General features: G+C 47.9%; 21 protein-coding genes and 1 other annotated feature. Of the genes, 16 read left to right on the top strand and 5 right to left on the bottom strand.

Going from position 1 to position 22,008, the window contains the following annotated elements:
- Positions 1-23 precede the first annotated feature (23 nt).
- Positions 24-1,721 carry an NAD-dependent malic enzyme gene (locus L3V45_RS14030; protein ID WP_003152363.1) on the top strand — a complete coding sequence of 566 codons (1,698 nt, stop codon included), beginning with the start codon at positions 24-26 and terminating at the stop codon, positions 1,719-1,721.
- 55 nt (positions 1,722-1,776) lie between these two features.
- Here L3V45_RS14030 and L3V45_RS14025 read toward each other — a convergent pair whose 3' ends face one another.
- Positions 1,777-2,094 (bottom strand): PepSY domain-containing protein, encoded by a 318-nt coding sequence (locus tag L3V45_RS14025; protein ID WP_003152366.1) that lies wholly within the window; start codon positions 2,092-2,094, stop codon positions 1,777-1,779.
- A gap of 158 nt (positions 2,095-2,252) precedes the next feature.
- On the opposite strand from L3V45_RS14025, the gene L3V45_RS14020 reads away from it, so the two are divergent.
- The gene (locus L3V45_RS14020) at positions 2,253-3,326 is read left to right on the top strand and encodes a M42 family metallopeptidase (protein WP_043867352.1); all 1,074 of its coding nucleotides are present in this window, start codon (positions 2,253-2,255) and stop codon (positions 3,324-3,326) included.
- A 407-nt stretch (positions 3,327-3,733) separates the two neighbouring features.
- On the opposite strand, the gene L3V45_RS14015 is transcribed toward L3V45_RS14020, so the two are convergent.
- Entirely contained in the window at positions 3,734-4,180 is a 447-nt protein-coding gene (locus tag L3V45_RS14015) for a YtoQ family protein (protein ID WP_003152372.1), read from the bottom strand.
- Positions 4,181-4,377: 197 nt separating this feature from the next.
- Between L3V45_RS14015 and L3V45_RS14010 the strand changes: the two genes are divergently transcribed.
- The 12 genes from L3V45_RS14010 (at position 4,378) to motS (ending at position 15,988) form a co-directional block, all read left to right on the top strand.
- On the top strand, positions 4,378-4,701 hold the full coding sequence (locus L3V45_RS14010; RefSeq protein WP_003152373.1) for a thioredoxin family protein: 324 nt from the start codon (positions 4,378-4,380) through the stop codon (positions 4,699-4,701).
- A 15-nt stretch (positions 4,702-4,716) separates the two neighbouring features.
- Positions 4,717-5,526 carry a DUF1444 domain-containing protein gene (locus L3V45_RS14005; protein ID WP_012118213.1) on the top strand — a complete coding sequence of 270 codons (810 nt, stop codon included), beginning with the start codon at positions 4,717-4,719 and terminating at the stop codon, positions 5,524-5,526.
- Between the two features lie 14 nt (positions 5,527-5,540).
- A complete protein-coding gene (gene ytpR / locus L3V45_RS14000; protein WP_003152375.1) occupies positions 5,541-6,146 on the top strand; it encodes a YtpR family tRNA-binding protein in 606 nt (201 codons plus the stop codon).
- A gap of 167 nt (positions 6,147-6,313) precedes the next feature.
- Complete coding sequence (locus tag L3V45_RS13995) at positions 6,314-8,914, top strand: DNA translocase FtsK (RefSeq protein WP_236837041.1); 2,601 nt, start codon at positions 6,314-6,316, stop codon at positions 8,912-8,914.
- Between the two features lie 240 nt (positions 8,915-9,154).
- Positions 9,155-10,453, top strand: a complete 1,299-nt coding sequence (murC, locus tag L3V45_RS13990; RefSeq protein ID WP_003152377.1) for a UDP-N-acetylmuramate--L-alanine ligase — start codon at positions 9,155-9,157, stop codon at positions 10,451-10,453.
- A gap of 155 nt (positions 10,454-10,608) precedes the next feature.
- A complete protein-coding gene (locus tag L3V45_RS13985) occupies positions 10,609-11,031 on the top strand; it encodes a DUF948 domain-containing protein (RefSeq protein ID WP_003152378.1) in 423 nt (140 codons plus the stop codon).
- Positions 11,032-11,063: 32 nt separating this feature from the next.
- Positions 11,064-11,477, top strand: coding sequence for a YtxH domain-containing protein (locus tag L3V45_RS13980; RefSeq protein WP_003152380.1), 414 nt, complete (start codon positions 11,064-11,066; stop codon positions 11,475-11,477).
- 25 nt (positions 11,478-11,502) lie between these two features.
- Entirely contained in the window at positions 11,503-11,829 is a 327-nt protein-coding gene (gene ytxJ, locus L3V45_RS13975; RefSeq protein ID WP_003152382.1) for a bacillithiol system redox-active protein YtxJ, read from the top strand.
- Positions 11,830-12,064: 235 nt separating this feature from the next.
- Complete coding sequence (locus L3V45_RS13970) at positions 12,065-13,141, top strand: bifunctional 3-deoxy-7-phosphoheptulonate synthase/chorismate mutase (protein ID WP_003152383.1); 1,077 nt, start codon at positions 12,065-12,067, stop codon at positions 13,139-13,141.
- Positions 13,142-13,420: 279 nt separating this feature from the next.
- Positions 13,421-14,425, top strand: a complete 1,005-nt coding sequence (ccpA, locus tag L3V45_RS13965) for a catabolite control protein A (protein ID WP_003152385.1) — start codon at positions 13,421-13,423, stop codon at positions 14,423-14,425.
- Between the two features lie 68 nt (positions 14,426-14,493).
- Positions 14,494-15,309: a flagellar motor protein MotP gene (gene motP, locus L3V45_RS13960; RefSeq protein WP_003152386.1), complete on the top strand. Its 816-nt coding sequence runs from the start codon at positions 14,494-14,496 to the stop codon at positions 15,307-15,309.
- On the top strand, positions 15,299-15,988 hold the full coding sequence (gene motS / locus L3V45_RS13955; RefSeq protein WP_058906287.1) for a flagellar motor protein MotS: 690 nt from the start codon (positions 15,299-15,301) through the stop codon (positions 15,986-15,988). Before motP ends, motS begins: the two co-directional genes overlap by 11 nt.
- A 9-nt stretch (positions 15,989-15,997) precedes the next feature.
- Here the strand turns inward: motS and L3V45_RS13950 are convergent, their stop codons facing one another.
- From L3V45_RS13950 to L3V45_RS13940, 3 genes are read right to left on the bottom strand one after another with little or no spacing between them, the layout of a single operon-like run.
- Positions 15,998-17,164, bottom strand: a complete 1,167-nt coding sequence (locus L3V45_RS13950; protein WP_032857321.1) for an acetoin utilization protein AcuC — start codon at positions 17,162-17,164, stop codon at positions 15,998-16,000.
- Positions 17,161-17,805 (bottom strand): acetoin utilization AcuB family protein, encoded by a 645-nt coding sequence (locus tag L3V45_RS13945; protein ID WP_003152389.1) that lies wholly within the window; start codon positions 17,803-17,805, stop codon positions 17,161-17,163. The genes L3V45_RS13950 and L3V45_RS13945 overlap by 4 nt, the downstream gene beginning before the upstream one ends.
- 24 nt (positions 17,806-17,829) lie before the next feature.
- Positions 17,830-18,462: a GNAT family N-acetyltransferase gene (locus tag L3V45_RS13940; RefSeq protein WP_003152390.1), complete on the bottom strand. Its 633-nt coding sequence runs from the start codon at positions 18,460-18,462 to the stop codon at positions 17,830-17,832.
- A 158-nt stretch (positions 18,463-18,620) separates the two neighbouring features.
- Here L3V45_RS13940 and acsA point away from each other — a divergent pair, with 158 nt between their 5' ends.
- Together acsA and tyrS are read left to right on the top strand one after the other, a co-directional pair.
- A complete protein-coding gene (acsA, locus tag L3V45_RS13935) occupies positions 18,621-20,339 on the top strand; it encodes an acetate--CoA ligase (protein ID WP_003152391.1) in 1,719 nt (572 codons plus the stop codon).
- A 53-nt stretch (positions 20,340-20,392) separates the two neighbouring features.
- Positions 20,393-20,625 (top strand) — a binding site (T-box leader).
- Positions 20,626-20,675: 50 nt separating this feature from the next.
- Positions 20,676-21,941: a tyrosine--tRNA ligase gene (gene tyrS, locus L3V45_RS13930; RefSeq protein WP_025853300.1), complete on the top strand. Its 1,266-nt coding sequence runs from the start codon at positions 20,676-20,678 to the stop codon at positions 21,939-21,941.
- The last annotated feature ends 67 nt before the right edge of the window (positions 21,942-22,008 follow it).

Raw genomic sequence — 22,008 nt, 5'->3', positions numbered from 1 at the left:
ATTGCTTTGAAAGGAAGAGACAGGTGAATCAATTTCAAGTGACGAAAGATGGAGAAATCAAAACAACTCTGCGCGGATTAGAAGTGCTTTCTACGCCTTTTTTAAATAAAGGGGTGGCCTTTACACAGGAGGAAAGAAAGGAACTCGGGCTCGAGGGATTTCTGCCGCCGAAAGTATTGACAATCGAAGAGCAGGCGAGGCGGGCCTACGAACAATTCAGTTCGCAGCCTGATGAGCTGAGCAAAAATGTGTACTTGACCGCTCTCCATGATCGGAATGAAACATTATTTTACAGGCTGTTAAATGATCATTTAGGCGAAATGCTGCCGATCGTATATACGCCGACCGTCGGCACCGCGATCCAGCGTTACAGCCACGAGTACAGAAAACCCCGCGGTCTGTATTTGTCAATAGATGATCCAGAAGGAATGCGCGCCGCATTTCAGCAGTTCGGAAAAAATGAAAACATTGACTTGATCGTTGCGACAGATGCGGAGGGCATTCTGGGAATCGGTGACTGGGGCGTCGGCGGCATCGCCATTTCTGTCGGAAAACTCGCGGTGTATACGGCGGCCGCCGGAATTGATCCGTCACGAGTGCTTGCGGTCGTTTTGGACGCGGGGACAAATCAAGAAAGCCTCTTAAATGACCCGCTGTATGTCGGAAACCAGCATTCAAGAGTGCGCGGCGAGAAATATGACCGCTTTATTGATGAGTATGTCTCGCTTGCCCGGGAAACATTCCCGAATGCGCTGCTTCATTGGGAGGATTTCGGCACGGCTAACGCCCGCGGCATATTAAAACGGTATAAAGATAAAGTCTGTACGTTTAACGATGACATTCAAGGAACAGGCGCGGTGTCGCTTGCAGCTGTTTTAGCGTGTGCGAAAGCATCAAAAGTGCCTTTAAAAGAGCATAAAGTCGTCGTCTTCGGCGCGGGAACGGCCGGTATCGGAATTGCTGAGCAGCTGCGCGAAGCTATGGTGCATAACGGATTAAGCGAAGAAGAATCATACAGCCGCTTTTGGTGTATCGACAGAAACGGATTGTTGACGGATGATATGAAGGACTTGCGTGATTTTCAGGTTCCGTACGCCCGCCCTGCTGATGAAGTGAAAGAGTACGGCCGCAGCGGTGAAGGCGGATCAATTGATCTGGCGGAGACGGTGCGTCAGGCCAAGCCGACGATCCTGATCGGCACATCCACCGTCTCAGGCGCATTTACGGAAGAAATCGTCAAAGAAATGGCCTCACATGTCAAACGGCCGGCTATTTTGCCTATGTCAAATCCGACGACATTATCAGAAGCAAAACCTGAAGATTTAATTAAATGGACGGAAGGCCGCGCGCTTGTCACAACGGGAAGTCCGTTCCCGCCTGTTGCGTATAACGGCGTTACCTACCATATCGGACAGGCGAACAACGCGCTCGTATTCCCTGGACTCGGGCTCGGCACGATTGTGACAAAAGCAAGGCTCATTACGGACAATATGTTCGTTGCCTGCGCGAATGCCATCGCCGGTATGGTGGACGTCGGCAAGCCGGGCGCGCCGATGCTTCCGAAAGTGGAGGATCTCAGGACGGTATCGGCAACCGTGGCGGTAGCTGTAGCTAAAGCTGCGATTCAGGACGGTGTAGCGGAAACGGAACCTGAGGATCTGATCCAAGCGGTTCAGGACGCGATGTGGAACCCCGTATATAAACGAATTCGGCCGATGTAACCGAATAAAGCCCAAAACGCTGATGGTTTTGGGCTTTATTTTTTGCTTGTCCGAATTATGAGGCGACAGAATCAATGACATCGACAATCTGGCCTGTTTTTGCATTGACCATAACTTCATATTGCTCCAGTTCGCCGAATGCCGAACGTGTCACGCCGGTTTTGTATACCTGGATGGTTTCTCCGTTTACCTGGTAGGGCTCCGGCTCTGTGTAAATCCATGATCCGTCTATCGGCCCGCGCTGTTTAAAAGCCGCTTTCACGATACGGAGCGCTTTTTCTGAAGAGATATAAGGTTTCATCGCATACTTTTTCACTGCGATGGCAGCGCATAATCCGACTCCTGCACCTAAGAGAAAATGACGTAATTTCAATATGAAGCACCTCCAATTATGTCGTAGTTTTTATTATACAGAAGATGCCAGACGGTGTTAAGTAAAGCGGCGGTTTTACAGCCCATTCAATCTGAGCGCTTGGAAAACGGTTGTTTTTCTAATAAAATAAAAGCATTACATAGAAATGAGGGGAAAATATGAATGAGGAAACGAAAACGCTTTTCCGGACGCTGACGCAGCTTCCCGGCGCACCGGGAAATGAACATCAGGTCCGCTCTTTTATGAAACGGGAGCTTGCGAAATATGCGGATGACATCGTGCAGGACAGACTCGGAAGTGTTTTCGGAGTAAGGCGCGGCGCTGAAGATGCGCCGACCGTTATGGTAGCCGGGCATATGGACGAAGTCGGGTTTATGGTGACACAGATTACGGATAACGGCATGCTGAGATTTCAGACGCTCGGCGGCTGGTGGAGTCAGGTGCTGCTTGCCCAGCGCGTCGAGGTGCAGACGGATAACGGACCGATTATCGGCGTCATCTCAAGCATCCCGCCCCACATTTTAACGGATGCCCAGCGCGCAAAGCCGATGGAGATCAAAAATATGATGATTGATATCGGTGCCGATGACAGAGAGGACGCGGCCAAAATGGGGATCAGACCGGGACAGCAGGTCGTGCCGGTCTGCCCGTTCACCCCGATGGCCAACGAGAAGAAAATATTGTCCAAAGCGTGGGATAACCGCTACGGCTGCGGGTTAAGCATTGAACTATTAAAAGAGCTGCACGGAAAAGACCTGCCGAACAATCTGTACGCCGGGGCCACCGTTCAGGAGGAAGTCGGCTTGAGAGGGGCGCAGACAGCGGCCAACATGATTCAGCCTGATCTCTTCTTCGCGCTTGATGCCAGCCCGGCAAATGATATGAGCGGCGATAAGGAGCTGTTCGGCCGTCTCGGCGAAGGGGTGCTGCTTCGCATTCTCGACAGAACGACGGTCATGCACCGCGGGATGAGAGAGTTCGTCCTTGATATGGCGGAAACGCACAATATCCCTTATCAATATTTCGCTTCAGGCGGAGGAACGGATGCCGGACGGGTCCACATATCAAACAGCGGGGTTCCGTCTGCCGTCATCGGCATTTGTTCAAGATACATTCATACAAATGCCGCTATCATCCATGTCGATGATTATGCCGCGGCGAAAGAAATGCTCATTAAGCTGGTCATGGCGAGTGACAAACAGACGGTCGAAACGATCAGAGAAAATGTGTAAAAAAAATAAGCAGTCAATAAGTCCCTTTGAATACTTATTGACTGCTGTTTTTACATTCTGTTTTAAGCCGCATGATCGAGACAGTTCTTTGTTGTGAATATAAGTGTAAAGCGTATTGTAAATAGAATTAGGTAACACATATTATTTTTCAATATTATTATCAAAATGGTTCCGATCCAGATAAACAACCTTCCAACCTTTATTGCAATGATAAACGTTTTTAAATCAAAAACATGCTGCAAGCATTGAGATGAGCAGCGATTTCACAAAGTCGAGTCATTTGCATTTTTATTTGTTCTGCAAGAAGGTATGATTATGACAAAAAAGACAAATATAAACTTTCCACTTGAACTGATTAATACTGAAGTGGTGAGTGTAGGTAAGCAGGACCGCAAAAAGCGGCCTGCTTATTCTGTTTCAAATAAATAAGAGAGTGCTTTCATCGCTTGATTTACGGTTTCGACCGTGATATTCGCTTTTCCGGAAAGCTCTTTCAGCGGATGATGAAGTTCTTTCGGACGGATGAGAATGAGCGGCTTTCCTTTTGCGATGGCATAAGAAGCATCCATCGCGGTATTCCACTGTTTATATTTCTCGCCAAACAGGGCGATCACAAAATCGGCTTTTTCCATCAGCACCTCTGTACGGAAATTGTTGATATCAGAAGCTCTGGCGTCTTTTAAAACAGAATCGGGCTGCACGCCCATAATCTCTTCTCCGATATTGTCTGAGCGTTCATGGTTTTCCATCGGACCGACAAACGTAATCGGCAGGTTCAGCGCTTTTGCTTTTTGTTTGATTTCATCCCGCCAATCACTGTGGATTTCACCCGCTAAATACACGACAAACTGCATCTTTTGCCCCTCCTTATGTACATATTCAGATTTTCGTACGGCTACAAGCAAAATGGTAAACGAAACTTGCTTGATAATGCAAATGAAATATGATAATGATATTGCATATAGTTGGTCTTGCCGTAAACAGTCTGGTATGATCCAATTGGACAAACATCAGCATATAAAAAACTCATAATCCAGATGGAGGAATGACAATGAAAAAGATTGAAAGCACGGAAGAATTGCAAAAAGCGGTACAAGACGATTGGGCGGTATTTATGTTTTCAGCGGATTGGTGCCCGGACTGCCGCTTTGTGGAGCCGTTTCTCCCTGAGCTGGAAGCGGACTTTCCTGAATTCACTTATTACTACGTAGACCGCGATCAATTTATTGATACATGCGCGGAATGGGAAATTTACGGCATTCCGAGCTTTGTTGTGTTTAACGGAGGAAAAGAAGTGAACCGCTTCGTCAGCAAAGACCGTAAAACAAAAGAAGAAATTGAGCAATTTTTAACCGATTCCCTTGCTAAAGCATAAAGGAGGCCACGGGCTTTGAAAATGACGTCAAGGAAGCTGGCGGATTTATTAAAACAGCGCCTGCAGCACGAGAACCGATCCTTCTTTTTTGACAGAGAAAAAGACACCCTCCGTGTTGAGGATCAAACGACCAAAAAAGGCATCACATTGGAGCTCCCGCCGATCATTGCGAAGTGGGAGACGAAAAAAGAAGAAGCGATCGACGAAATCGTCTACTATGTGTCAGAAGCGATGGAGGCGATGGAAGGAAGCGGACAGGAGATGTCCGGAAAGGAAGCCGGAATCTATCCGGTCATCCGCTCCACGTCATTTCCCGATCAAACGAGCGACGGCATTCCGCTCGTGTATGATGACCATACGGCCGAAACGAGAATCTACTACGCGCTTGACCTCGGCAAGACGTACCGCCTAATTGACAGCCGTATGCTCGAGAAAGAAAACTGGACAAAAGAACGGATCAGGGAGACGGCGTCATTCAATCTCCGCTCTCTTCCTTCGGTCGTGAAACAGGATACGGTTGCGGATAATTATTTTTATTTTTTCAGGGCGAATGACGGCTATGACGCCAGCCGGATTCTCAATGATTCGATTCTTCATGAATATAAGCAGGCCGCTGAAGGCGAATTGGCGATTTCCGTCCCGCATCAGGATGTATTAATACTTGCTGACATTCGAAATGAATCGGGTTATGATATTTTAGGGCAAATGTCCATGAGCTTCTTTGCAAGCGGCACGGTGCCGATTACGGCCCTTTCATTTCTGTATAATGAAGGCAGACTGGAACCTGTGTTTATCATGGCGAAAAGCCGGCCGAAAAAGGATTAGAAAGGATTTTTCTTATGAACGCTTTTTACAATAAAGAAGGTGTGGGAGATACGCTTCTGATCTCTCTTAAAGATGCAGCACGCGAAGAAATCGGCTATGAAAGAGAAGGCGATGTCGTCAGAATCTTTAACAAAGAAACAAAAGAAACGACGGGCTTTAACATTTTTAACGTGTCTTCTTACTTACAGATTGAAGACAACGGCCCCGTCGCTTTGTCTGAGACTTTCGTACAGGATGTGAATGAAATACTGAACAGAAACGGCGTTTCAGAAACGCTGACGGTTGACCTTTCTCCGAAATTTGTTGTCGGTCACGTTGAATCGAAAGAAAAACATCCGAATGCGGATAAACTGAATATCTGCCAAGTGAATGTCGGAGAGGAAACCCTTCAAATCGTTTGCGGCGCGCCGAACGTGGACAAAGGGCAAAAAGTCGTCGTCGCTAAAGTCGGTGCGGTAATGCCGAGCGGACTTGTGATTAAAGACGCTGAATTAAGAGGCGTTCCGTCAAGCGGCATGATCTGCTCCGCGAAAGAACTCGCTTTGCCGGATGCGCCGGCGGAAAAAGGGATTCTTGTTCTTGAAGACAGCCGCGAGGCCGGCGAAGCATTTCAATTCTAACTCCCATAAATAAGCGCACAGAATCGAATGATGTGAGAGAAAGCCGTTAAGCAGGCCTGCTTAACGGCTTTCTTCAGTTGGGAGCTTAATCTTTTCTGAGCCGCCCGGCAATGGTATACTAAATATCGTCCCAGACTACTAAAAAGGGAGTTAGAGAGTGATTAAACATGAGTTGGCTGAATAAATTTTTTGACTTATTTTTAGGTGAAAAAGAAGAAGAGCATGAACGTGAACCGAACACGCATGCCCAAATCCAGAAACAGCACATACCGGATCAGCCAGAAGGCAAATTAACGCGCATGGAAGATCCTAAAATATATTACGAATATCCGAAAGGGAATTTCCGCTTCCCGGTCGTTCCGGACGGCTATAAGCGAACGGAGCAAAACCAAAGACAGCGGGAAAGGCACGAACGCCGCCAGCCGTCCCGGGGTTATGCCGCCGGGAAGGAGCAAACGGAGCGGAAACAGCATACACATAAAGAGCCTGATACGGTGAAAAAGCCCTTTAAACCGTCATCCATTCCTTCACCGGTTTACGGCTTTCAATCTCAGCACAGCATCAAAAAAGCGCCTATTTCCGAAAAGCGGCGTGAAGAGAACGTAACATTGCTGTCAGAGGAGCAATTTGTTCCGCCAAAATCCGGTCAGGAAACGGAAAAAGAGCCCGTCTTCACAACATCCGGTATAACAAAACAGACGAATGACCGGCCAGAACCGTTTGCGAAACAAGAAACGGAAGAAATTCCGGCCGTTAAAAAAGAGGAGCTTCACACGGAGGCTGAGAATGCAAAAGAGCAAGTGTTTGCAGCACCAGAACCGCAGCAGGCTGAAGAGCTGGAGCACACCGAAAGCGCGGAGTCTTCCGGCTTTACAGAAGAACAAGAGCATGAACAAACCCGCCCGCAGCCTATAAGAGAGCCTGAGTCTGAAGCATCCCGAACGGCTGAAAACACAGAGGAACAAGCGGCGCCGGAGGGGGAACATCAGGAGCCTGAGCCGGAAAAAGCACCGCCTTTTGAAACCGCAGAAGAACCGGTGTATACATACACAGAACCCGGATACGAGGAAATTCAGCCGCAGTCTGAAGACAAGCCCGAATCAGCTGAACCCGACGCGAAACAGGAAGCAGACTCTCAGCCTGAGTACAATGAAGCAGAGCGGCATTCAGACCCCGAGCCTGAACCTGTAAGCATTGAGACGACCGATGCCCCATCCCGGCCTGCCGAAGAAAAAACGGAGCATCACGGACAGCCTCAGACTGTGAGAAAAGCGGAGCAGCCGAAAGAGCGCAATGTTCCGTTTAACGTCATGATGCTTAAAAGCGATAAACACAAGCAGACGAAGACGCCAGAGGGCGGAGCGAGCTATGTCTTTCCGAATCTGTCGCTTCTGGACGTACCGCCGGCGCAAAGACATGACGACCAATCGTGGATTGAAGAACAGCGCGAGCTTTTAAACGTTACACTGAAAAACTTTAATGTGCGCGCCCAAGTCGTTCATGTCACACAAGGCCCGTCCGTCACACGTTTTGAAGTGCATCCTGAGCCCGGAGTGAAAGTAAACAAAATTACAAACTTAGCAGATGATATTAAACTGAGCCTGTCTGCCAAGGATATTCGGATTGAGGCGCCGATCCCCGGTAAAAACACGATCGGCATTGAAGTTCCGAACCGCGTAAGCAAAGTCGTCGATTTAAGGCAGATGATCAGAAGCGCCGCTTTCAGGACGAATCCGTCTCCGCTTACAGCCGCGCTCGGTGTCGATATTTCTGGAAACCCGGTCGTCATTGATTTGAAAAAGATGCCGCACGGGTTGATAGCGGGTGCGACAGGATCGGGAAAAAGCGTCTGCATCAATACCATTTTGGTCAGTCTGCTTTATAAGGCGGATCCGAGTGATGTCAAAATGCTTCTGATTGATCCGAAAATGGTCGAGCTTGCGCCTTATAACCAAATTCCGCATTTGGTCAGCCCCGTCATCACGGACGCCAAAGCCGCGACCGCCGCGTTAAAATGGGTTGTGGAAGAGATGGAACGGCGGTATGAACTGTTTGCCCATTCGGGTGTGAGAGATATCGGACGCTTTAATGAATTAACGGCCGATCATAAGACAGGCGAAAAGCTCCCTTACCTCGTAGTGGTCATTGATGAGCTTGCCGATTTAATGATGGTCGCGCCGAACGATGTGGAAGAAAGCATCGCCAGAATCGCGCAGAAAGCGAGAGCCTGCGGCATTCATCTGCTTGTCGCGACACAGCGTCCGTCTGTAGATGTCATTACCGGAATGATCAAGGCGAACATACCGACGAGGATTGCATTCTCCGTCTCAAGCCAGGTAGATTCCAGAACGATCATCGACATGGCGGGAGCGGAAAAGCTGCTCGGAAAAGGCGACATGCTGTACTGGGAAAACGGTACCGGAAAACCGGTGCGCCTGCAGGGCAACTTTGTATCCGACAGAGAGATTGACCGCGTCGTCTCTCATGTCAGAAAGCAGCTGCCGCCTTCTTATTTGTTTGAACAGGAAGAACTGATCAGGCAGGGAACCGCCCTTAAGGAAGAAGACGAACTGTTTCCTGAGGCGTGCCAATTCGTCGTGGAGCAAAACAGCGCCAGCACCTCAAGCCTTCAAAGAAGGTTCAGAATCGGTTATAACCGCGCCGCGAGGCTGATTGACATGATGGAAGCCGAAGGCATGATCTCAGAAGCGAAGGGCAGCAAACCGCGTGAAGTGCTGATTACGGCCGCTGACATTTCTCAAGAATAAGAATATCGTTCATTTTTCTCACAAACATGGTATGATAGTGGATGGACCATCAAAACTGCATCACTGTCACGCGCTGAAATATCATGCGGCAGGTTTAATCAAATAGAAAGTTACAGATACTGACGATAACGTAAAAATAAATGGAAGCGCCGCTGTGCGGGCTTTTCGCCCGCTGCGGTCGCAAAATGAAATGAGCGTCATATACTGGGGAACAGATAGACGTTTGTTGGAGGTACGATTATGACTGTTTATCATTTTGTTGGAATAAAAGGGACAGGTATGAGCCCGCTTGCTCAAATCCTGCATGATACGGGGTATCAGGTGCAGGGATCGGATATCGAGAAGCAGATTTTCACTCAGGCTGCCCTTGAAAAAAGAAACATCCCGATCTATCCGTTCAGCGCCGATAACATCAAACCCGGCTTAACGGTAATCGCCGGAAACGCATTCCCTGATTCTCATCCGGAAATTGCAAAGGCGCTCGATGAAGGGATTCCTGTCATCAGATATCATAAATTTTTAGCTGAATATATGAAAAAATACACAAGTGTCGCGGTAACGGGCGCACACGGCAAGACGTCCACAACGGGCCTCTTGGCACACGTGATGCAGCAGGCGAAGCCGACTTCGTTTCTTATCGGGGACGGAACGGGCAGAGGAAATGAAAGCAGCGAATACTTTGTATTTGAAGCTTGCGAGTACCGCCGTCATTTCTTAAGCTATCAGCCTGATTATGCGATTATGACGAATATTGATTTTGACCACCCTGATTATTTCGCCAACATTGACGATGTGTTTGATGCTTTCCAAAACATGGCGCTTCAAGTCAACAAAGGCATCATTGCCTGCGGTGATGACGAGTACCTGCCGAAAATTCACGCCAATGTGCCTGTCGTTTATTACGGCACGGGAGAAGAAAACGATTTTCAAGCGAGAAACATCGTAAAAAATACGGAAGGCACGACATTTGACGTCTTTGTCCGCAATACGTTTTACGATACGTTCTACATCCCGGCATACGGCCATCACAATGTCCTCAATTCCTTAGCGGTCATTGCGCTCTGCCACTATGAAGAGATAGACGTGAACATGATTAAGCTCGGACTTGAATCATTCGGCGGCGTCAAACGCAGATTCAATGAAAAAGTGATCGGCAGCCAGGTACTGATCGACGACTACGCCCACCATCCGACTGAAATCAAAGTCACGATTGAGGCTGCGCGCCAAAAATATCCCGAACGTGAAATCATCGCGGTATTTCAGCCGCATACGTTTACACGGACGCAATCATTCCTGGATGAATTCGCAGAAAGCTTAAGCGCGGCCGACCGCGTGTATCTGTGCGACATTTTCGGCTCTGCCCGTGAGAACGTCGGCAAGCTCACGATCACGGATCTTCAGGAAAAAATCGATAACGCAGAACTCATTGAAGAAAATGACACTTCCGTGTTAAAAGCGCATGAAGGCGCAGTACTGATCTTCATGGGCGCCGGAGACATTCAAAAATATATGAGGGCCTATGAAAACGTCATAGCGTAACGAAAAAGCAGTGGGGCTCTCACTGCTTTTTTGCGCGTGCTGCAAAGGGATTTACCGATAAACGGAGAAATAGTATACATACAGACCTTTCATATATGTTTATCATTTTAAGAATTGGGTATATACCACTATATCCTGCATTAAGGAGGTATTAGATGATCATCATTCTTTACTTAAGCGTCGCACTCATTGCCGTTGCATTTCTCATCCTCGTCATCTATCTGTCCAAAACATTAAAGTCCGTGCAGATGACTTTAACAAACGTAGCCTCGACTTTAGACGGCCTTGAAGGGCAGATGAAAGGCATTACCGCAGAGACAGCCGAGCTGTTACATAAGACAAACCGTCTCGCGGAAGACATTCAGGAAAAATCAGAGAAATTAAATACGGTTGTCCATGCTGTCCAGGAAGTGGGAACTTCCGTCCAGCAGTTTAATACATCCATAAAGCAGGCAGCAGGTTCTGTTACGGCCTCTGTAAGAGAGAATCAGGATAAAATCAGTCAGGTTGTCACCTGGAGCCAGGCCGCTATGGAAATATGGGACAAGTGGAAGCAAAAGAAAAAAACATCGCTTTAATCATAAGAAAAATCCACTAAGGAGGAATCATAATGAGCAAAGATGGAATCAATAGTAAGGATTTTTTAATCGGAACACTGATCGGGGGAATTATCGGCGCGACAACGGCGCTGTTTCTGGCGCCTAAATCAGGTAAGGAGCTGCGCGACGATCTCGGCAGTCAGGCTTCTGCGTTAAAGGATAAGACGGACAGAATGACGGCCGACGCGAAAGAAAAAGGCTCTCAATATGTCAGCATCGCCAAGGACAAAACATCTAATATCACTCAGCTGGTAGCTGATCAGTCAGGTCAGATTATGAATAAAGTGAAGGATTTAAAAGACCGTTCTAAGAGCACACTAACCGAGAAAGCCGAAGAGACGAGAAGCGAAATGCAGGACACGGCCCAAAGCATCAAGGCCGAAGCGGAAGACGCCGGGGAAAAAGCCGGTCAGGCAAATCGCTGATCTTCAATAAGGAGAGATAACCGACATGACAAAACAGCTGATATCGTCTGAAGAAGAGTTCAAAAATGCCGCTGAGAAAGAAAACACGCTCGTGTTTTTAAAACACAGCACAACCTGCCCGATCAGCCAAGCCGCGTTTCAGGAGTTTGACGCCTTTGCATCGGAGCATTCAGAAGTACCTTCTTATTACCTGCATGTGCAGGACAGCCGGCCGCTTTCAAACTATATCGCCGAGGCATACGGCGTGAAACATGAAAGCCCGCAAGTATTCGTTATTACAAACGGCGAAGTGAAATGGCACGCGTCTCATTCACAAATCACAAAAAACGCAATAGAGCAGCACCTTTCATAATTGCTGGCCGCCGGTTGATACCGGCGGTTTTTTTTTGAAAAAAACTATTGATCATTTCAGCCGGATCATGTAGGATATCAATATATACTGCTTCAACGCATAAAAGCTTAAAAGCGTTTTTGTGATAAAGTCGAATGTGAAAAAATTTATTATTTCATATTCCTATTTTCGCATAACTGTAGTAAGATGCATGTTAACCATTAAAATAAAACATAGCATAGAAGGGATGAAAAAGATGAGCAACAAGGAATTAGAGAGTCTAAGACAGCAGGCAGACGCACTAAACTTAGAAATCCTTAAATTAATCAATGAACGCGGAGCCGTTGTAAAAGAAATCGGTAAAGCAAAGGAAGCACAGGGTGTCAACCGATTTGACCCTGTCAGAGAGCGTACAATGCTTAACCGCATTATTGAAAGCAATGACGGCCCATTTGAAAACTCAACGATCCAGCATATTTTCAAAGAAATTTTCAAAGCCGGACTTGAACTTCAAGAAGAGGATCACAGCAAAGCGTTGCTCGTCTCCCGGAAGAAAAAAGCAGAAGATACGATCGTTGACATTAAAGGTGAAAAAATCGGTGACGGCGATCAGAGATTCATCGTCGGACCTTGTGCCGTAGAAAGCTATGAGCAGGTTGCCGAAGTCGCGGCCGCAGCGAAAAAACAAGGCATTAAAATCCTGCGCGGGGGCGCGTTTAAACCCCGCACAAGTCCGTATGATTTCCAAGGTCTCGGCGTAGAAGGCCTGCAAATTCTTAAACGCGTCGCTGATGAATATGACCTCGCGGTGATCAGTGAAATCGTAACGCCCGCCCACATTGAGCAAGCGATTGATTACATTGACGTCATTCAGATCGGCGCGCGGAACATGCAAAACTTTGAATTGCTGAAAGCCGCCGGTTCCGTTAAAAAGCCGGTATTGTTAAAACGCGGTCTTGCCGCAACAATTTCAGAGTTCATCAATGCAGCTGAATACATCATGTCACAAGGAAACGACCAAATCATTCTTTGTGAGCGCGGAATCAGAACGTACGAAACGGCAACGAGAAACACACTCGACATTTCTGCCGTGCCGATTTTGAAACAGGAAACTCACTTGCCGGTGTTTGTTGACGTCACACACTCAACAGGCCGCCGCGATCTCCTGCTTCCGACAGCAAAAGCGGCGCTTGCGATCGGCGCTGACGGCGTGATGGCCGAAGTACACCCTGATCCTTCCGTTGCCCTTTCAGACTCTGCGCAGCAGATGGATATCCCTGAATTCGAGAAATGGCTGAACGAATTAAAGCCGATGCTGAAAGTAAAAGCATAATACAACGTTCCGCTCTTTAAAGGCCGCCTCGCGCGGCTTTTTTTTCGTATCTTCATTTTATTTAATTATAAAATGAAAGTGAACGTTTTCATCATTGGGAAAAACGTGTATAATTTCATGAGAGATATTTAAATTTGATGAATAATGAAAAATAATGTACACTACTGACTTACGCTTACAATCATAAACGACAGAATGCGAAATCGTACGACATTTCTTTACATAAAGTGTTTATGCTATAGATAAGGATAAGTGTATCCAGTAAAAGGAGTGGTTTCAGTGAGCAACATTACGATATACGATGTGGCCAGAGAAGCAAATGTCAGTATGGCGACTGTTTCCCGCGTCGTGAACGGCAACCCGAATGTAAAACCGACGACCAGAAAAAAAGTATTGGAAGCCATTGACCGGCTCGGCTACCGCCCGAACGCGGTGGCAAGAGGGCTTGCAAGCAAAAAAACGACAACGGTCGGCGTCATCATCCCTGATATCTCAAGCATTTTCTACTCGGAACTTGCGCGTGGAATTGAAGATATCGCGACGATGTACAAATATAATATTATCTTAAGCAACTCGGATCAAAATCTTGAGAAAGAACTGCATCTGTTAAATACGATGCTCGGCAAACAAGTGGACGGTATCGTATTTATGGGCGGCAACATTACGGACGAGCATGTCGAAGAATTTAAGCGCTCTCCTGTGCCGATCGTCTTGGCTGCATCAGTGGAAGAACAGGGCGAGACGCCTTCTGTCGCCATTGATTATGAACAGGCGATTTATGATGCCGTTAAGCTTTTCATTGATAAAGGGCATCGCGATATTGCATTCGTCTCCGGACCGATGCAAGAGCCGATCAACCGTTCGAAAAAACTGCAAGGGTACAAACGGGCGCTTGAAGAAGCGGCGATTCCGTTTAACGAGCAATTCGTAGCGGAAGGCGATTACACTTATGATTCCGGTATGGAGGCGCTTCAAAGCTTGATGGGCCTTGACCGGAAACCGACGGCGATTCTTTCTGCGACGGATGAAATGGCCCTCGGCATTATCCATGCGGCCCAAGATCAAGGTCTTTCGATACCTGATGATCTTGATATTATCGGTTTTGACAATACGAGATTGAGCCTGATGGTCCGCCCTCAGCTTTCAACAGTCGTGCAGCCTACGTACGATATCGGCGCCGTGGCGATGAGACTTTTGACAAAACTGATGAACAAAGAGCCGGTTGAAGAGCATATCGTCGAATTGCCTCACCGCATCGAATTAAGACAATCAACCAAGTCATAAAAAAACGGAAAAGCAAGCTTCACTCTGAGGGGTGGAATCTTGCTTTTTTACTTGAGTAAGGAGAAGATATGAAACGTTTTGATTATCTGACGCCCGTTGGCTTTATGTTAGGCTGTATTATTGTCGCAATCGGTATTCTGTCAGGGACGGGACTGGCGGGAATCAGTTCATTTTTGGATCTGACTTCTTTTTTAATCGTCACAGGCGGCCTTGCCGCGGCGGTCTTTATCAGCTTTCCGCCGAGGGATTTAAAGAAAACCCCTTCTGTTCTGAAACAGGTATTCTCCCGTCAGGATGACAATGTGAAAGAGCTTGTCAGAGTATTTGTCAGCCTTTCGGAGCAGGCGCGCAGGCAGGGGCTGCTGTCTCTGGATGACCAGGCGCGGGAGATCAAGGATCCGTTTTTAAAAAAAGGGCTTTTGCTTGCGATTGACGGCTGGGACGAGGAAACGATCCGGCTGGTGATGGATTCTGAGATCGCCGCAATGGAAGAAAGACACAGAAAAGGAAGACGCGTTTTTGAAAAAGCTGGTGATTTCGCACCCGCCTGGGGAATGATCGGGACGCTCGTCGGACTCGTTCTCATGCTCAAAAACTTAAATGACCCGCATACCCTCGGACCGAACATGGCCGTTGCGCTATTGACGACGCTGTACGGAGCGCTGCTTGCCAATTTGGTGTTTATCCCAATCGCGGCAAAGCTTGAAGAAAAAACGGAAAGTGAAATTTTCATCAAACAGGTCATGATCGAAGGGGTTGTCGGCATCCAATCGGGCAAAAATCCCCGCAACCTCGAAAGTCAGCTCGTCGTCTTCAGCTCAAGAGAAGACTGGCGTAAAGGACAGCCTGCGAACAAGAAAAAGGGCGCTGTCCATGAAGCTTAGAAAAGAGCGTTTTGAAAGAAGAAACAAACCGGAACATTCCGGCGGTTCACCGAGATGGATGGTGACGTTCGCTGACTTGATCACGCTCATTCTCGTGTTCTTTATCTTGCTTTTTTCGATGTCGCAAATAGACGCGGAAAAATTTCAATCTGCCGTTTCATCGATTCATACAAACGGCAGCGGAGGTGAACCGGCGTCATCAGACAAAGCAAACGAAAATAAAGAACAGGATTTGCTGTTACAAAACGTGAAGACATACATAAAAGCGCATCATTTGAGTTCCAAATTGACGGCGAAGCGCGATGAGCGCGGAGTGGTTCTTGTGCTGCAGGAGGCCGTTCTGTTTCAGACGGGAAAAGCGGATGTGCTGAAAAACGCCGAGCCGGTTCTGCATCAGATCGCGGTGCTTTTAAAAACAATTCCGAATGACATACAGGTAGAAGGCCATACGGACAGCCGCCGGATTTCCACCTATCAATTCCCGTCGAACTGGGAGCTGTCGTCTGCAAGAGCGGCGAGTGTGATCCAGTATTTTACCGCGAATGAAGACTTTTCCGCCAAACGGTTTATCTCTGCCGGGTATGCGGATACGAAACCTGTGAAGGACAACAAAAGTCCCGGACATATGAAAGAAAACCGCCGTGTAGAAATCGTGATCAAAAAAACGACCTCCTCATAAGGTCGTTTTTTATTTTGTTTTATACCGCTGCTCAGACCGGATGGCAAAAAGTGCTTTTTCCACGGTTTGGGCATTTTTTTCTGAAATTTCTTCTTTGCGTGGAATCGGAGGATATAATTGTTCAGGATCACTCCAAAAAGCGGGCAGCGTGCAGGGGGAATGCTTCTGCCATTTATCAATCCATTTCTGCGGTATGCGCTCCCCGGGATCAATCCCTTTCATCTCAAGCCAAATGCGGCTCCATGCTCTCGGGACGACTCTCCAAATATCGTATCCGCCGCCGCCGACCGCGATCCATCTGCCGCTGCAATATTGATGGGCTAATGAATGAGCGAGCCGCGGGATCTCCTGATAAATGGAGATTGTATTGGACAGGTGTGTCAATGGGTCGTAATAATGGGCGTCCGCACCGTTTTGGGTAAGAATCACATCCGGCTTAAAAAAAGCCGCAATTTCAGAGGCGGCCGTTTTGTAAGCGTGGAGAAAGGAATCGTCCTCTGTAAAAGCGTCCAGCGGAATGTTAAAAGAATAGCCGTAGCCTTGCCCGCTTCCTTTTTCCAGTACTTGTCCCGTCCCGGGAAATAAATAACGCCCGGTCTCGTGAAAAGAAACAGTGCAGACATCAGACCTGTCGTAAAACGTAAATTGAACGCCGTCGCCGTGGTGGGCGTCTGTATCAATGTATAACACTTTTGCCCCGTAGTTCTTCTGGATGTATTGGATGGCCACGGCGCTGTCATTATAGATACAAAAGCCTGACGCCCTGCCGCGGAAGCCGTGGTGAAGGCCTCCTCCTAAATTGCAGGCATGCCTGGCTTGTCCCGTCATGACATAATCTGCCGCCGTTAAGGTGCCGCCCACCAGAAGCGACGCAGCTTCATGCATGCCGGCAAAAACGGGGGTGTCTTCCGTTCCGAGACCGTAGCTTTCTCCTTCTGCGGCAGGGAGCCGGCCCGCACCAGCAAGTTCCACCGCCTGTATATAATCCTCCGTATGAACGAGAGCCAGCTCTTCTTTAGTGGCCGTGCGCGGTTTGACGATGTCTCCATCGTCAAACGCGTCCGCCGCCTGAAGCAGATCGTATGTTAAAAGCACGCGCTGCTGATTGAACGGATGATCCTGATGAAATTGATACGTCTGATAAGAAGGCGAGTAAACAAAAACGCTGTCTCTCATGGCTGATCCCTCAAATGTTTCGGCCATAAGACATTGTATCCGGCTTCATGAACGGCACGGATAAAAGGGAGCGGATTCATCGTCTTCACCCGGAAGACGAGAATGTTCGACCCGGCGGAATCATGGGGATAGACGAGCACACTCAGGATTTGCAGCTGAAGATCACGGCACATGCAGCTGAGATCAGCAAGGCTTTTTGTCATATCCGTCACCAGGATTTCCACCTGTGATCCCGGCTGGGCCGCGCCTGTCAGGCTGACGAAAGTCCGTAGCACGTCGGTTTTCGTTAAAATGCCCGTCAGCTTATGATTTACCGTAATCGGCAGACAGCCGATGCCGTGCTCATAAAAGGAAGCGGATATTTCTTCCACAAAGTCAAGCGGATGGGCGCAGATGACATTCCGCTTCATAATGGTCTCCACTTTGTTTGTCAGAAACGCGCCGCGTTCCTTTTGTTCGAAGCTGCCGGGGCCGGCCTGTTTAATGTCTCTGTCTGTGACAATACCGGTGACGTGCAGCTCGTCGTCGATGACAGGGAGATGGCGGATATGATATACCTTCATTTTACGGACGGCTGTTTCAATGGAGTCGTGTTTTGAGACGGTGATGACGTCCCGTTTCATGATTTGTTCTGCAATCATCTTTTTATCCCCTTTGTATGTCAGTCAATACATAAACCGCTGATAAAAACGAAGCCTGTCGAACTGTTCAATTGACTCCTGACTGACGTGCCTGCCGATGCGGGCCATCAGACAATTGGCCGGATGAGAGCTGATTTCCGGTTCATCCGTTGCAAACCAGACAAGACCCCCGGCATTCATCATCTTTTCCATGATCTTTCTGTATTCCCACACATCTTTTTTCATTCCTTTTAAATCCCAATGCCAGTAATATTCCGTCGTCATGATGATGTAGCGTTCCATCTGTTCATCCATCATGCTGACTGTCAGCAACGTTTTTCCGACAGAACAGCCCCTGTAGCCGGGAGCGACCTCGATCGCCCCGAGCTCAAGGAGATCTTCCATATTGCCGTCAGACCACCGTTCAAGCGGATCAGGATATAAATACGTCACATAGCCGATAATCGTCTGTCCGTCCCTGGCGATAATGATCCGACCTTCAGGAAGCCCGGCGATCTCGATTAACGCTTTGTGCTGTTCATGAGGAAGGCGAAAGGCTGTCAGGCCTTCATGAAACTCATACTGTGCTAGGTCCTTTGGAGGAACGGGCCCTTCTACCAATAGAGGGCCGGCTGCTGTCTGAATTGATGAAGAATGGTACGTTTTATGATGTTTCACTGATTCACCGCCTGTCGGTTCTTAATAAAAACACATCTCTCTTAAGCATAACAAAATATAAAGCGTTTTCAATAGTGTTGTAATTTATATTTTAAAAATTGAGAAAACTGTGAACATCTACTATAATTAGTCTATAGATAAGCAAAGGGGGATGTTGCATGAATTTGAAAGCGTTGCCGGCGGAAAAGGGGAATTATCATCTGCGAAATTATGAGGAAACGTACCGCAGCTTCGATTGGAAAGAGGTCGAAGCGGAGTTTTCCTGGCATCAGACGGGGAAGCTGAATGCGGCGTACGAAGCAATTGACCGTCATGCCGAATCATTTCGAAAAAACAAAGTAGCGCTGTATTACAAGGACGCAAATCGGAATGAAAAATACACATTTAAAGAAATGATGGAGGAATCGAACCGGGCGGGAAATGTACTGAGACGGTATGGAAACGTGGAAAAAGGGGACCGCGTTTTTATTTTCATGCCGCGTTCGCCGGAGCTGTACTTTATCATGCTCGGCGCAATTAAAATCGGTGCGATCGCCGGCCCTTTATTTGAAGCGTTTATGGAAGGCGCCGTCAAAGACCGCCTGTTGAACAGCCAGGCAAAGGTTGTCGTGACGACACCTGAACTGGCCGAACGGATTCCGGCGGACAGCCTGCCCGACCTCGAGCATATTTTCATTGTCGGCGGCAGCAAAGAAGCGGGAGATAAAATCATTCATTATGATAAAGCGGCTGAGGGAGAAAGCACGAGACTTGATATTGAATGGATGGACAGAAGAGACGGCTACCTGCTTCACTACACATCAGGATCTACCGGAACGCCCAAAGGTGTGCTCCACGTTCATGAAGCCATGATTCAGCAATACCAGACCGGCAAGTGGGTGCTTGATCTTAAAGAAGACGATATTTATTGGTGCACTGCGGACCCGGGCTGGGTGACCGGGACGGTGTACGGGATATTTGCGCCGTGGCTGAACGGAGCGGCGAATGTGATCGTCGGCGGCAGATTCAGTCCGGAAAACTGGTACGGCACGATTGAGAAGCTCGGTGTCAGTGTCTGGTACAGCGCTCCGACGGCTTTCAGAATGCTTATGGGCGCCGGAGATGAAATGGCATCCAAATTTGACCTTACTTCACTTCGTCACGTCCTGAGTGTCGGAGAACCTTTGAACCCCGAGGTCATCAAGTGGGGACATAAAGTATTCGGCAAGCGCATCCACGACACGTGGTGGATGACAGAAACGGGCGGACAGCTCATCTGCAATTATCCTTGCATGGAGATCAAGCCGGGCTCAATGGGGAAACCGATTCCGGGAGTGGAAGCGGCGATCGTTGACAATCAGGGAAATGAGCTTCCGCCGTACCGAATGGGAAATCTCGCCATTAAAAAGGGCTGGCCGTCGATGATGGATTCCATTTGGAACAACAAAGAGAAATATGATTCTTATTTTATGCCGGGCGGCTGGTATGTTTCCGGAGATTCTGCTTATATGGATGAAGACGGTTATTTTTGGTTCCAAGGCAGAGTCGATGATGTCATCATGACATCCGGCGAGCGCGTCGGCCCGTTTGAAGTCGAAAGCAAACTTGTTGAACATCCGGCGATTGCCGAAGCCGGCGTCATCGGAAAGCCGGACCCTGTCCGGGGAGAAATTATTAAAGCGTTTATCGCGCTCAGAGAAGGGCATGAGCCATCCGATCAGCTGAAGGAGGACATTCGCCTCTTTGTAAAACAGGGGCTTGCCGCGCATGCCGCACCGCGGGAAATTGAATTCAAAGATAAACTTCCGAAAACACGGAGCGGAAAAATCATGAGACGTGTGCTGAAGGCATGGGAGCTGAACCTGCCGGCAGGCGACCTGTCAACAATGGAAGATTAAAGACGGCGTTGACATCGTATTTTATTTATGTTAAAAATGAGTAAGCTTCATACGAAAAGGTTTTGATTGAGACAAGTAGGATATCTGATTGTTCCAGAGAGCTGATGGCCGGTGAAAATCAGCACATAAGATATGCCGAATACACTCATGAACCGCTTTTGCGAACAAAGCTATTCCAAGGCTTTCAGTAGTGAAAGAACGGACACGGTCCGTTATCAAAAAGAGTGATAAAAGCTTTTTTATGTTTTTATTAGTAGGGTGGTACCGCGATTATATCGTCCCTTCGTTTTAAACGAAGGGGCGTTTTTTATTTTCATAAACAAAGGAGCAGACAAAATGACTAACTTATTAGAGGATTTATCATTCCGCGGCTTAATCCAGCAAATGACGGATGAAGAAGGACTGAATAAACAGCTGAGCGAAGAAAAAATCCGTTTATACTCAGGGTTTGACCCGACGGCTGACAGCCTGCACATCGGACACCTTCTGCCGATATTGACACTGCGCCGTTTCCAGCTTGCAGGCCACCATCCGATTGCGCTTGTAGGCGGCGCGACGGGACTGATCGGCGATCCGAGCGGAAAAAAAGCGGAGCGTACGTTAAACACTCAGGATATCGTTGTCGAATGGTCGCAAAAAATTAAAAATCAGCTTTCCCGATTTTTAGATTTCGAGGCGGGAGAAAACCCCGCTGTCATAGCGAACAACTTTGATTGGATCGGAAAGCTGAGCATCATTGAATTTCTCCGCGACGTCGGAAAGAACTTCGGAATTAACTACATGCTTGCGAAAGATACTGTAAGCTCAAGAATTGAAACCGGAATTTCTTACACGGAATTCAGCTACATGATCCTGCAATCCTACGATTTTCTGAATCTGTACAGAGAAAAGAACTGTAAACTCCAAATCGGAGGCAGTGACCAGTGGGGCAACATCACGGCCGGTCTTGAACTGATCAGAAAATCAGAAGAAGAAGGGGCGAAAGCTTTCGGTCTTACCATTCCGCTCGTCACAAAAGCTGACGGCACGAAATTCGGCAAAACGGAAGGCGGCGCCATTTGGCTTGATAAAGAAAAAACATCGCCGTACGAATTCTACCAGTTCTGGATCAATACTGATGACCGCGACGTCGTCAAATACTTAAAATACTTTACTTTCTTGTCAAAAGAGGAAATCGAAGCTTATGCTGAAAAAACGGAGACGGCTCCTGAGAAAAGAGAAGCGCAGAAACGTCTCGCTGAAGAGGTGACGGTTCTTGTACACGGTCGTGAAGCGCTTGAGCAGGCCGTTCATATCTCCCAGGCGCTGTTCAGCGGCAATATTAAAGAGCTTTCCGCTCAAGACGTCAAGGTAGGATTTAAAGATGTACCTTCGTTTGAAAAAGACCGCTCTGAAGAACTGTCTTTAGTAGACGTGCTAGTGGAATCTAAATTGTCGCCTTCAAAACGGCAGGCCCGCGAAGACATTCAAAACGGAGCTGTTTACATTAACGGCGAGCGCCAGACGGACATCGGGCATCTTCTGACTGCGGAAGACCGCATTGAAGATCAATTTACCGTACTGCGCCGCGGAAAGAAAAAATACTTCCTGATCACGTACTGAAAATAAAAAGCAGTCCGGCCGCTCCATGCGGCAGGCTGCTTTTTTATGTTTTGTGAATACTGCACGG

It is taken from the genome of Bacillus sp. R45, from assembly GCF_021729365.1.
In the GTDB taxonomy this organism is placed as follows: Bacteria; Bacillota; Bacilli; order Bacillales; family Bacillaceae; genus Bacillus; species Bacillus velezensis.
Note: the sequence above shows the minus strand (reverse complement) of the source record. Positions and strands in the feature narration are given on the sequence as shown.